8 protein-coding genes and 1 tRNA gene (1 of these 9 only partly in view) are annotated in these 12,663 nt (G+C 65.0%); 5 read left to right on the top strand and 4 right to left on the bottom strand.

Going from position 1 to position 12,663, the window contains the following annotated elements:
• Positions 1 to 148 precede the first annotated feature (148 nt).
• The 3 genes from SIN08_RS20395 to SIN08_RS20385 form a co-directional block, all read right to left on the bottom strand.
• Positions 149 to 1,849, bottom strand: coding sequence for an iron ABC transporter permease (locus SIN08_RS20395; protein WP_322453449.1), 1,701 nt, complete (start codon positions 1,847 to 1,849; stop codon positions 149 to 151).
• 81 nt (positions 1,850 to 1,930) lie between these two features.
• Positions 1,931 to 2,986, bottom strand: a complete 1,056-nt coding sequence (locus SIN08_RS20390; RefSeq protein ID WP_322453448.1) for a Fe(3+) ABC transporter substrate-binding protein — start codon at positions 2,984 to 2,986, stop codon at positions 1,931 to 1,933.
• 318 nt (positions 2,987 to 3,304) lie between these two features.
• A complete protein-coding gene (locus tag SIN08_RS20385; protein WP_322453447.1) occupies positions 3,305 to 6,481 on the bottom strand; it encodes a PAS domain-containing sensor histidine kinase in 3,177 nt (1,058 codons plus the stop codon).
• Positions 6,482 to 6,729: 248 nt separating this feature from the next.
• Between SIN08_RS20385 and SIN08_RS20380 the strand changes: the two genes are divergently transcribed.
• The 3 genes from SIN08_RS20380 (at position 6,730) to SIN08_RS20370 (ending at position 8,718) form a co-directional block, all read left to right on the top strand.
• Positions 6,730 to 7,179 carry a phasin gene (locus SIN08_RS20380; protein ID WP_322453446.1) on the top strand — a complete coding sequence of 150 codons (450 nt, stop codon included), beginning with the start codon at positions 6,730 to 6,732 and terminating at the stop codon, positions 7,177 to 7,179.
• A 242-nt stretch (positions 7,180 to 7,421) separates the two neighbouring features.
• Positions 7,422 to 7,498 (top strand) — tRNA-His (locus SIN08_RS20375).
• 656 nt (positions 7,499 to 8,154) lie between these two features.
• Entirely contained in the window at positions 8,155 to 8,718 is a 564-nt protein-coding gene (locus tag SIN08_RS20370; protein ID WP_322453445.1) for a ZIP family metal transporter, read from the top strand.
• Between the two features lie 65 nt (positions 8,719 to 8,783).
• Here the strand turns inward: SIN08_RS20370 and SIN08_RS20365 are convergent, their stop codons facing one another.
• The gene (locus SIN08_RS20365) at positions 8,784 to 10,868 is read right to left on the bottom strand and encodes a TonB-dependent receptor domain-containing protein (RefSeq protein WP_322453444.1); all 2,085 of its coding nucleotides are present in this window, start codon (positions 10,866 to 10,868) and stop codon (positions 8,784 to 8,786) included.
• A 191-nt stretch (positions 10,869 to 11,059) separates the two neighbouring features.
• On the opposite strand from SIN08_RS20365, the gene SIN08_RS20360 reads away from it, so the two are divergent.
• On the top strand, positions 11,060 to 12,010 hold the full coding sequence (locus tag SIN08_RS20360; protein WP_416208108.1) for a heme/hemin ABC transporter substrate-binding protein: 951 nt from the start codon (positions 11,060 to 11,062) through the stop codon (positions 12,008 to 12,010).
• A gap of 4 nt (positions 12,011 to 12,014) precedes the next feature.
• Positions 12,015 to 12,663, top strand: the 5' portion of a protein-coding gene (locus SIN08_RS20355) for an iron ABC transporter permease (protein ID WP_322453443.1). The gene runs 443 nt beyond the window's last position; only the first 649 of its 1,092 coding nucleotides appear in the window; the start codon lies at positions 12,015 to 12,017; its stop codon lies off the right edge, out of view.

The raw sequence follows: 12,663 nt of genomic DNA, 5'->3' as shown, positions 1-12,663 counted from the left end.
GTGCGGTAAGGTCCTGTTAGGGATTGGCCCTGATAGTCGGGGGCAACTTGACGGATCGGTCGCTCCCGCGCGGTCCCCGAACATTCCGCCAAGCCCGTTCTGACAGCACCCCTTTCTGCTTCCATGCGCCCCGACCGGGGCGCTTTTTTTATGCGTCCCGGTCGCGCATCAAGGGGCCGGAAAGCAGGATCACCGGCACGATCGCCACGACGATGATCAAGAGCGCGGCCATGGCGCCGTCTTCCACGGCGCCGCGCGAGGCGTTCTCGTAGACGTAGGTGGCGAGCGTGTTGAAGCCGAAGGGGCGCAGCACGATCGTCGCCGAAAGCTCTTTCACCGTATCCACGAAGACGAGAATGCCGGCGGTGAGGATCGCCGGATTGAGCAGCGGCAGGAGCACCGTGGCCGCACTTGCCGGTGCCGTGCGGCCGAGGCTGCGCGCCGCTTCGTCCAGGTTGGGCGGAAGCTTCTCGATTCCCGCCTGGATCGCGCCTTCCGCCAGGGCCAGGAACCGGATGGCGCAGGCCAGCACCACCGCTGTCGCCGATCCGGTGAACAAGAGCCCGGTGGAAAAGCCCGCATATTCGCGCGCAAGCGCATCGATGAAATTGTCGAACCGGGCCAGCGTGACGAGCAGGCCGAGCGCCAGGATCGTGCCGGGCATGGCGTAGCCGATGGTGGCAATGCGCACCAGCAGCGCCATCTTGCGCGTGCGCACGAGCCGCGCCGTATAAAGCAGCAGGAGGGCGGCGGCGATGGCGAGAATGGCGGTCGCCAGGGCGGTTAGGACGCTTGTCGCCAGCGCCTCCGTCATGGCCGGTTCGCCGAACTGTTCCAGGCGGTTCAGCGCGAAACGTCCGAAGACGGCGAGCGGAATGCCGAAGCCGGCAAGGACAGGCAGAAGGCCGGCAAGGAACGCCGCACCGGCGCGCCATCCCGCAAGCCGCAGGCGTGGCGGCCGCGCCTTCATCTGGCTCGCACGCCCGGAATGGAAGCGCTGCTTGCGCCGCGCCATCTGCTCGCCCGTCAAAAGCATGAATACGAGGAAGAGCATGATGACGGCGATCTGCGCCGCCCCTTCCAGGCTGCCGCGGTTGAGCCACGTGGAATAGATCGCCAGTGTAAGCGTTTCCACACCAAGATGCTGCACCGCGCCGAAATCGTTCACCGTCTCCATCAGCACGAGCGCCACCCCGGCGATGATGGCGGGGCGCGCCACCGGCAGGAGCACGCGCCAGAACACCCGGGCCGGCCCGGCGCCGAGCGTGCGGGCCACGTCGGCGACGTTGCGTCCCTGCATGATGAAGACGACGCGCGCGGTGAGATAGACGTAGGGGAATGTGACCGCGCTGATGACGATGGCCGCACCCGTGACGGTGCGGATTTCGGGGAACCAGTACTCATTTGGCCGCGTGTAGCCGAAAAGGGCCCGCAGCGCCGACTGAACAGGCCCCACATAGTGGAAGAACTCCGCATAGGCATAGGCCGCCAGATAGGGCGGAACGGCAAGCGGCAGCACCAGCGCCCAGGAAAGCGTGCGGCGGAAGGGAAAATCGTAGGCGACCACCAGCCAGGCGCATGTCACGCCGACGACGGCCGTGGCCATTGTCACCATGACGAGCAAATGAAGGGTCGTCGCCACGGATTGCGGCAGAACGTAGCGCGCCAGGTGCGGCCAGTCGGCGCCCGTGCCGGAGAGCGCGATGAGGATGGTGGCGCAGAGAGGCAGAAGAACGACTGTCGCGACCAGAGCCGTTGCCGCCAGGGTCAGGGGGTGGCGTTGCCTGCGCGTCTTCCCGGCGCGCGTGCTCTTGGGGGGCAGGGGAGCCTTCAGGGTGAAGCTGCTCATCGGGAGCCCGGAGAAAGGCAAAAGCCGGACCGGCAGATCCGGCCCGGCTTTGCATCTTGTTGAACGTGGGGTGAGCGCGACTTAGCTCTCCGGGCCTTCGTCGAGGCCGACCCGGTCCACCATCTCCGAGGCTGCCTTGCGATGTTTGGCGATTTCGGCCAGCGGCAGGTCATCCGGGTGGATCTCCCCCCAGTTCGCGACGAGATCGGAGACTTCGGCATCCTCGCGCACGGGATATTCGAAGTTCACCTCGGCGTAGATGGCCTGTGCCTCGGGGCTGGCCAGGAATTCCATCAGCTTGACCGCGTTCTCCTTGTTGGGAGCATGCTTGGCCAGCGCCATGCCGGAGACGTTCACATGGGTGCCGCGAGCGTCGTTGTTCGGGAAGAGGACCTTGATGGCGTCGGCCCATTCCTTCTGCTCCGGCTCCTTGTCGTTGGTCATCATCTTGCCGACGTAATAGGTGTTTCCGAGACCAAGGTCGCACTCGCCGGCATAGATGGCCTGGGCCTGGCCACGGTCGTTGCCGCTCGGCTTGCGCGCGAGGTTGGCCTTCAGCCCGTTCATCCACTCTTCCGCTTCCGCTTCGCCGTGATGGGCAATCATGGAGGCGAAGAGGGCGATATTGTACATGTGCTGGCCGCTGCGCATGCAGATCTTGCCCTCCCACTTGGGATCGGCCAGTTCCTCATAGGTGATTGTGTCCTGCTCGACGCGGTCCTTCGAGGCGTAGATCACCCGGCCACGTGTCGTGACGCCGAACCAGTGACCTTCCGGGTCGCGATACTGCTCGGGAATGCCGGCATTGATGGCTTCGCTTTCGATCGGCTGCGTCACGCCTTCCTCCACGACGCCCACGAGACGGCCGATGTCGACCGTGAGGATCAAGTCGGCGGGCGAATTCTCGCCTTCGGCGGCGATGCGCTCGGGCAAACCGTCCTTGAGAAAAAGGACCTCCGTCTCGATGCCGGTTTCCTCGGTGAACGCGTCGAGGAGCGGCTCGATGAGAAAGGGCTGGCGCTGCGAATAGATGTTCACCGTTCCTTCGGCCTGCGCGGCCTGCGGCAACAGGAACGGACCGGTGAGCGCGAGGGCCGCCAAACCCGCTTTCAGCTTTGCTTGAATGTTGGACATCATCACTTCTCCTGACCGATGGGAGGCAAGGTCCCAGGGAGGTTGAAAACACGCGGAGAACAGCGGTTCCGCAAACCTTCTAATGAGGGAAATTCGAGAGGGGGTCAAGGGAAGCGCAATGAAATCAGTAGTTTAGAATTATTCTAAACTGAAGATGTCAAGTTATGTCAGCCATTTAGGTTTTGAACCCGCAGGATCGGCTGGCCGTGTGCGGCCGCTGCCCGTATCCTCGCCGGCCATCGCCGCCCTCCGAGGGGGCTTTGACACGAAGGGGAGCCGCAGGCGGCGTTGCCATCCGTGATGGGCCTTTCCGTGTCGGCCCTATTCGGCCAGCACGCGCGTGGACGGGAAGGTGACTTCCACCAACGTTCCCTCGCCGGGGGTGGAGGTGATGGAGAATTGTGCCCGGTTGGCCTCCACCATGGCGCGCGTGAGGGGCAGGCCGAGGCCGGTGCCGTCCCCGCGCTTGCGGCGCAGCGTGTTGATCTGCTTGAAGGGCTTGAGCGCCTCATCGAGCTCCGCCGAACTCATGCCGACGCCCGTATCGCGGATGCGCAGCACGACCGATCCGTCGGGATCATAGGCGGTGGAGACGATCACCTGCCCCCCGGCGGCCGTATAGCGCACGGCATTGGAAAGCAGGTTGAGGGCGATCTGCCGCACGCTGCGCACGTCCGCCACCACGTCCGGCAGCCGCGATGCGAAGCTGGAGCGGATAATGACGCGCTCGCTGTTGGCCTGCGGCTGCATCATCGCCACGACCTGCCCCAGCGACTCGTTGAGAGAGACCGCCTCGTACTGCATCTCCTGCTGGCCGGCCTCGATCTTGGAAATATCCAGAAGGTCGTTGACGAGATCGAGCACGTGATTGCCCGAACGCTTGATGTCGCGCAGATAGTCCCTGTACCGGCCATTGCCGATCGGGCCGAACCGCTCGTCGATCATCAGTTCGGAAAAGCCGATGATGGCGTTCAGCGGCGTACGGATCTCGTGGCTGACGCGGGCGAGGAACTCGCTTTTCTGCGCGGAGGCGCGCTCGGCCTCGGCACGCGCCTGGGTGAGCTCCTCCTCGACGCGTTTCCAGTGCGTGATGTCGCGCAGCACGGCGCAATAGCCGCTTGCGTTGGGCAGGCGGCCGATGGTGATGAAGAGCGGAATGAAGCGGCCCTGCGCCTCGCGTCCGATCACCTGGCGGCCGTCATTGAGCACGCTCGCCACGCCGTTGTCCGAAAGCGCCGTGAGGTAGTCCTGCACGGTGCGCTGGCTTTCGATAGCGAAGAGCGAGGCGAAGGGCTTGCCGATCACATGCTCCGCCTCGAAGCCGAAAAGCGCTTCTGCCGGGCGGCTGATGGAGCGGATCGTGCCGTCATTGTCGATGACGGCAACGCCGTCGGTCGCCGTGTCTATGATGGCGCGCATCTCCGACAGGCGTGTCTCCGACTGGGCGGCGTCGCTCGATGGGGGCGCGGCCTCGGGCACGGTGTGCATGGCCAGCATCAGCGCCTTACCGCCCTCCCAGTCGATCGATTGCAGATGCGCTTCGACTGCCACCTCCTTGCCCTGTGCGGTTCGCAGGCGCAGGGAACGGGCAGGGGGCGTCTCATCCTCTTCAGTGTGCGGTTCCTCGAACAGCGTGCCCAGTCCGCCGGCCGCTTCAAGTGCGGCGAGATCGGCATAGCCGGTCAGCTTCAAGAACGCACCGTTGGCATAGTGGAGCCGGTCGCCCGAATGGATGAGAACGGGCAGGGGCAGATTGAAGATCGGGCTCGGATCCACGCCCTTTTGCCTGTCCCGGCGCTGCTCGAAGAAGGCCGAGGGAACCATGTTAGCCGCGAGTGGTAGACTGGTCGCTGCCTGTGCATCGAGCGCCGTTGCCGCCGCAGGCGGCACTTCGGCGCCGGTGTCTGGCGCCGGTTCCTCCTGCGTGGTTTCCGGCGTGACCTCGGCTGCCGGCGGCGTCACGGTTTGCGCCTCCTGCACGTCGTCTTCCCGCGCCCCGTCCTCCGCCGCCCGGGCTGCCATGGCCTCGCTGGCCCGCCGCAGCCGTTCGCCGATTTCGCGAAACGCGGTGCGTTCCGACGCTGACAGGCCGTTTTCGCGCACGACCTCGCGGTGTTCGGCCAGGCGGATCACCTTGTCCGTTGCGCGACGTTCCGGGCTGGTCGAAACACTGATCGCCGGGGTCTCGCCGAGGAAAGGATCAGTCTCGGGTGCCGACCGGGCACCGTCATTTGGAGCCGTATCGTTCACGGCTGTGCCTTCCCGGACGCCGTCCCCGCCGGACCGGCCGGCTTGCGTCTCCTGCGGGCTCGCCTTCGTTTCCACCAGAACGGTACCGATAGCCTCCGGGTCGTGCTGCGCTTCGTCGAGCCGGGCGATCCCGAATCCGCGAAAGCCCTCGAAAACGCGCCCGCGCCCGTAGACCGGCAGCGCCGCCAGGTCGACCGGCACCTTCAGATCGGTGCCGGACAGCGGCCACATCACCGTCCGCCCCGACCAGGTGTCGCGCCGCTCCAGGAGCCGCCCGATCGCGCCGTCGGAATCCAGCCCGAAAGCAGTGGACACCTCTCGGAAGCTGCGGCCGATCACGTCCGCTGCCGGCTTGCCGATCGCCTCGGCGAACTCCTCCGACAGTGCCGAAAAGCGTCCGTCCTGATCCGTGCGCCAGGCGAAGCGCACGGTGCGCGCCGTCGGCCTTTCGCGCGCGGCCGGCGCAGGGGAATTCTCATCCCGTGGTGCCCCGTCGTTCGCGTCCTCTTGCTCTTTCTGCCCGGTCTCCGTTTCGCCCGTCTGTCCCGTATGCTGAGCCACGGCGACGGGCGTCGGATCGGTCTGCGCCGGCGCGGCGGCGGACCCGTCGTCGACGACGACCAGAAGGTGCAAGGCGGGATCATCGGTCAGCCGTGCGATCCCGGCAGGCAGGCGGCGCGTGGCGATGCGCTTCTTGACCAGCCGGTCGTCCTCCGTGCGTACTTCGTCCACCAGCGCCTTCAGCGTTTCGGGGTCGACTTCCAACGAATCGAACCCCTGGGAAGCGGCCGCTACGCGCCCCCCGGCATCGAGCAATGCCGCGAAATGGCCGGGCTCGCCGAAACCGGCGACGATGCGCGTGCCGACATCCGCCTCCTCCGAGGTGGGGGAGGGGAGGGCAAGCAGCAGCGCCTTCTCGCCGCGCGGCAGCGTTATCGCGCTGGCCTGCAGTGTCACGATGCGGCTCTTCAATCCCCCGGTCATCCTGAGTGTCATCGGCCTGTCGCGGCCGATATCCGGAAAACCCGGCGTTGCCGCGATCTGCCTGAGCGCTACGGGGGGAAGTCGCGGACTGTCGCCGATCGCCGCGGCAATGTCCGGGTAGCCGAGCCATGTCGCGCCGGTGCCGTTCGCCCACAGGATTTCCTGAAGATCGGCGGCTAGGACCGCCAGGGCATCGCCCGCCGCAAACCGCTCGCGCACCTCGTCGAGGACCGCTATGTCGAGGAACGAATACGCTGACGCCATCGGGACCGACCCATCCTTCGCATGGGGACTCGCAGGATTAACCGCTTGTTAATAAGAGCACGCCTCGCCGACGTCCACAAACCCTCCCCGTGCGCGGCGGTTGAATCTGCCTGCTTGGTTAACCCGGATCCCTGTTTTGCTGCACTGCAAAATTAATGTTGCAATGCACAAAATAAATGCTATATTGGCTTCCAGATGAATGTGACGCTGCCATCCCTTTAAGGGTGCAGAAAGCAAGGAGCTGAGCAATGTCCAAGGCCACTGAAAAGCAGGAAACGACCGAATTCCCCACCTTCGACGCTGCCAAGGCAGCGGAGCAGTTCCGCACGATCGCCGAGCGCAACGCCGAGCAGACCCGCGAGACCTTCGAGCGGATGCGCTCCGGCGCCGAGGATACGCGCAAGGCGTTCGAGGCGTCCTTCGAGAGCGCGCGCAATGCCGGCGATGAGCTGGTGCGCAAGTCGATCGCCGCTGTGCGTACCGGCACTGAGGTGAACCTGGCGCAGTTCGACGCGCTGATGGGGGCCAAGTCCCTGACCGAGGTCATGGAGCTGCAGACCGGCTATCTGCGCAAGCAGATGGAACTCGCCACCGAGCAGGCCAAGGACTTCCAGACCTTTTCGCAGAAGACGGCCACCCAGGTGTCGAAGCCCGTGAAAGACGCCTTCGACAAGGCGTTCAACCAGGTTTCCGCCTGAGGCGAACGGTCGCGCTGCATAAGCGCGCCACCGGCCCTATATGGAGCCGGTTCGCAAGAACACACGGGACCGGCATCCTCCTCCCTCCCGCCGGCCACCGTGACGAGAAGACCGGGTTCCTCCCCCCGGTCTTTTCTTTTGCCCGCCCGAAAAATGCTGCACGATTGAGCGAAGCCTTTCTGAACGAGCCTCTTGAAAAAGCCGGCAATTGTCCGTAATGACGCGGCAGATGAACCACGCGTGCGGTTGTAGCTCAGTTGGTTAGAGCGCAGGATTGTGGCTCCTGAGGTCGGTGGTTCGAATCCACCCAACCGTACCATCTACCCTGGGTCCGTTCCGGACACATGCGCGACGCTTGCGGCTCCTGTCGCCATGGATTGTTCCGCTTCACGCCCTCTTGGACCTGCGCCAGCCGGCCCGATATCCACTCGATAACGATGCGCGGGAAGACGGGATTGCCGATCGCCGGATGCGGCGCGATTCGGGCCTGAACGTTCTTAGTTCCCGTCCGTGCGCGTGCATGCTCAAAAGCGCATATGCGCATCCCACTCGCGCTTGTGGCCGATCCGGTCGGCATTCGCTGCGCCAGGTGTCTTCATTCCCGTCCTTTGCTGCCAATGGGCAAGCGCCCCGTTTCGGTTTTCACGATCGCAGGAACGGGTGCGGCAGCGCCGCATTGATCCATCTCAATCGGCGCGGACCGCTATGCGCGCCGTGCAAAGATGGTTCGTCGCAGGTTGTTTCGTGGCGCAGGCAAGAAGAGAGTCGTGAACCCGGTTGCCGCAGGTTTTCTCGCAAGCCTGGCTGCCGGCCTGATGACCGGGGTGGGCGCGCTGCCTGTACTGGTCGGCACGGCCGTCACCCGGCGTGCCAACGATGTTCTGCTCGGTTTTGCCGCGGGGGTGATGCTGTCGGCATCGTTCTTTTCGCTGCTTCTGCCGGCCATCGAGACGGCACGCGAATCATGGGGGCGACGTGCTGGCGGCGGCGATCGCGGTCGGCGGCACCGTGCTCGGCGCGGCCGTCATCGCCGCCATCAACGAATGGGTTCCCCACGAGCATTTTTCCCAAGGGTTGCACGGACCGCGATCGGAGGCGCTGGCGCGCATCTGGCTGTTCGTCATCGCCATCACGATCCATAACGCGCCGGAGGGGCTCGCCGTCGGCGTCGGTTTCGGTGTTGGCGACATTGCCGCCGGCACCACACTCGCCTTCGGCATCGGACTGCAGAACATGCCGGAAGGCCTTGCCGTCGCTGTCGCCCTGCGCGGCAGCGGCTATGCCAAGGCGCATGCGTTCGCCATCGCTGGGTTGACGGGCCTGGTGGAGCCGATTGCCGGACTGGCCGGCGCCTACGCCGTCAGTCTCTCCCATGTCGTCCTGCCGTGGGGATTGAGCTTTGCCGCGGGGGCGATGATCTATGTCATCAGCCACGAGATCATTCCCGAGACACACCGGAACGGCTTCGCCCGGGAGTCGACGGCCGGCATGATCGTCGGCCTCGTCGTCATGATGTTCCTCGATGTGGCGTTCGGGTGAATGGATAAGTTCATCTGCGGTCAAGTTTGGTCCGGCTGCCGGTGATGACAGCCGGACGAAGCATCTCAGCCGCCGAAGCGAAGCGTGGCGCCGAGCTTGACGGTCACGCCGGGCTGATAGATGGACCCGCCCGCCACGTCGGCGGTCGGCAGGATGTATTTCTCGTCGAAGAGGTTGTCGACGCGGAAATCGACCCGCAGGTTCTCCGTCGCCTGGTAATTGGCGTAGAGATTGACGAGCGTGTAATCGTCCGCGAACGTCGCCCCCCTCGGTGCATCGTTATACTGCACCTCGCCGCCAATGGTCAGCCGCTCCTCCAGGAAACGCATGCCGAGATCGGCCGTGACGCTGGTAGCCGGAATGGTCGAAAGTTCCGAACGTGTTCCGTCCTGGGCGATCTCGTGCCCGTCGATGGCCGAGATGCTGAGCCCGCCGAAGTAGCGGCCTGCATCATAGTAGGCCTCGAGCTCGAATCCCCGGATCTCGGCGGCCAGCGCGTTCTGGTACTGCACGCACACGCCGATGGCGGAGAAGGAACAGGACGTGCCGGGAATGACCGGGACGTATTCCTCTGTGATGTAATTGTCCACGTCGTTGTGGAAGTAGGCGGCCTTCAGCCTCAACGAGTCGCCGGGCTGCACGACATCGTCGATGGCGTAATTGATGCCGGCTTCCCAGGTCTTTCCGGTTTCAGGCTTCAGATCCGGATTGGGCAGGAATGGAAACGGCGGGACCGGATGCATGCCGCTGATGAAGGCTTCGGCGGTCGTCGGCGCGCGGTAGCCTTCCGCATAGGAGCCGTAGACCTGCAAGCCGGTGAGCGGTCCCTGATCGAAGGGCGAGACCCCGACGCTGATGCGCGGCGAAAGCCGGCTGCCTGTGTTTTCCTCCGACGCCTTCATTTCGAAGGAATCGTAGCGGAGCCCGGCGACCACCTCCAGCCAGTCATAGGTGAGCCTGTCCTGTACATAGGCGCCCCAGACCGTCCGCTTGCCCGACGGATTGAAGAGATCGCCGCCGCCGGAAGGCGCATGGGAGGTGAAGTCGTCATGGACCCAGTCTCCGCCCACGGTCAGTTCGTGCCGGACGAGCCCGGTATCGAAATAGGAGGTGTTCCACACGTCGAAACTGGATGTGCGAAGATCGTATTCGGTGACGTCCCCGGCCTCGATTTCGCGCAGGTCGCTCCTGTTGAGCGCCGCCTTCACGTTGAGGTTGAGCCATTTCTCCTCCTCGTCGGTGACGATGAACTCTCCCGTGAAGGTGTTGTCCTTCAGTTCGTTGTCGGTTGAGGAGGAGGTGGACCATTCGTTCCGCGCGCCGGTCCAGCCCAGCGTCAACTCACTCAGTTCCGTGGGCTTGAAGGTGCCCTTGAGATGGCCGCTCAGCACGTCGAAGCTGGAGTTCTCGACCGTATTGCCGCCGCCGTCCTCGTAGTCGCCATAGTCACGCCAGACGATATTGCCGAGAACGGCGGCGCTGTCGGTGAAGCGGTAGGCGCCCGTCGCGCTCGTCGTCCAGCCGGAGCCGTTCGATTCATAGCGTGCCGTCGTGGAGAGCGCGTAGGTTTCCTCTTCGCGCAGGAAATCGTCCGGATCCTTCGTGTCGAAATAGACGACGCCGCCGATGGCGCCGGAGCCGAAGGTGTTGGCGCTTGGGCCGCGCTGGACGTTGACCTCCTGGATGAGGGCGGGGTCGAGCCAGAACATCCGCGACACTTCGTGGCCGGATCTGTGAAAATTCTGGCGTGCGCCGTCGATGATCACCGCGACGCGGCCGGCATCCTGCAGCCCGCGAATGTTCACATTGCTGACGGACGGGCGCCCGTCGGAATAGATGCTGATACCCGGTGTGCCGAACAGGAGGTCGCCCGGTGTCGTCGCCATGCGCCTTTCAAGCTGTTCTTCATCGATGCGGCTCACCGAAGCCAGCGATTCGATCGGCGTCTCACCGGTGCGGCTTATGACGGTGATCCGATCGAGAAGCGTGCCTTGCCGCACGGCGGCGCCGGTCGCGCCCTCCTGTTCGGCATTCTGCGCCGCCGCGTCCTCAGCGGCTTCCTGAGCTGCCGCTTCCCCGGCGGCGACGAGCGCGACGAGCGCCACCTGTGCAACCAGTGCCGTCCGATGTCGAGCCACTGACCCCTTCATGCAAAAACCCCCGATCCTACGGCTCTTGCTGGCTGGCCCTGAATGCCGGCGTGCTGGCGTCTTGCCGAGACGTGTTAATATTGACTATTTTCATCCAGTATTGCGCTACGTATTTAATATGAATATTAGTGTCAAGAAATCATATGGAATTCACAGCGCGCCAAGCCGGGCGCCGTTGAAAGGCGGTGTGCATGACCATTCGGAACCTTACGAAACGCCCGGGCAGCTGCCGGCATCGATTGTCGCTTCGTGACCGGTCTCGCCAGGCAGGCCGCCTGCTTCGGCTCGCTGCGGCCATGATCCTGTTTGCCCATGGCGCCGCGGCGGCGGAGGATCTGCCTGACGCCTTCGCCGATTCCTCCCGGCTTGTCGCCATCGGCGGCTCGCTGACCGAGGTCGTCTATGCGCTCGGCGAAGGGGAGCGTCTGGTGGCGCGCGATTCCACCAGCACCTTTCCGCCCGAGGCCGAGGAACTGCCCGACATCGGCTATATGCGCCAACTCGCGCCCGAAGGCGTGCTGTCCGTCGCGCCGAGCGCCATCCTGGCCCTGGAGGGCAGCGGGCCGCCGGAAACGATGGATGTGCTGGCGAAGGCGAGCGTTCCGATGGTGGTCGTCCCCGAAGGCCACGATCGCCGGGGCATCCTGCGCAAGATCCGCTTCGTGGGCGCGGCACTCGACATGGAGGAAAAGGCGGCGGAACTGGCCGCGCGCGTTTCAAAGGAGATCGCCGCGGCCGAGCAACTGACCCAGGATGTTCGCGATCGAAAGCGCGTGCTCTTCATTCTCGGCATGCAGGGCGGGCGCATCATGGCCTCGGGCACCGGAACCGCCGCCCATGGCATCATCCGCATGGCCGGCGGCGTCAACGCGATCGATGCCTTCTCCGGCTACAAGCAGCTTTCCGACGAGGCGGTGGCCGAGGCGCGGCCGGACGTCGTCTTGATGATGAGACGGGGCGGCGACCTCGATGTCGAGAACGCCGAGCTGTTCGCCAATCCGGCGATCGCCGCCACACCGGCCGGGCAGGAAGGCGCGGTGGTGCGCATGGACGGCAGCTATCTGCTCGGTTTCGGTCCGCGCACCGCCGGCGCGGTTCGCGATCTGGCCGCCGCGCTCTACGGCGCGCAAGCGTCGAACTGACGCGATGCCGGTGCAATTGGCCCTGTCGCGGCGGATGGCCGGCGCTCCGGAAGGTGACCGCTCGGCACGGGCGCGCCTCGCGCTGATACTGCTCGTGCTTCTGCTCGCTGCGGTTGCCGCTGCGAGCATCGCCACCGGTGCGTCCGACGCTTCCGCGCTTTCCGTTCTCCAAAGCTGGTTCAGCAAGGACGCGGAGACGCTGCTTTCGGCGCGCGACCGCTTGATCATCTACGATATCCGCCTGCCGCGCATCGCCCTCGGCATTCTCGTGGGCGCCGCGCTCGCCGTTTCGGGTGCCGTGATGCAGGGCCTGTTTCGAAACCCGCTGGCCGATCCGGGTATTGTCGGCGTCTCCGCGGGGGCAGGGCTGGGCGCCATCGCCGTCATCGTGCTCGGCAATACAATGCTCGGCCCTTTCGTGGCCCTCCTCGGCATCTATGCCTTGCCCCTGGCGGCCTTCGCCGGCGGATTGGTGACCACCTTGCTGCTCTACCAGGTAGCCACCCGGCACGGCCGGACCTCGATCGCCACCATGCTGCTTGCCGGCATCGCGCTTGCGGCCCTGTCGGGCGCGCTATCGGGCATTCTCGTCTATATGGCGGACGATCGGCAGCTGCGCGACCTTACCTTCTGGGGGCTCGGCTCGCTGGGCG

Origin of the sequence: Chelativorans sp. M5D2P16 (assembly GCF_034427935.1) — a bacterium.
GTDB lineage: Bacteria > Pseudomonadota > Alphaproteobacteria > Rhizobiales > Rhizobiaceae > Chelativorans.
This window is presented reverse-complemented; position numbering and strand designations above follow the sequence as displayed.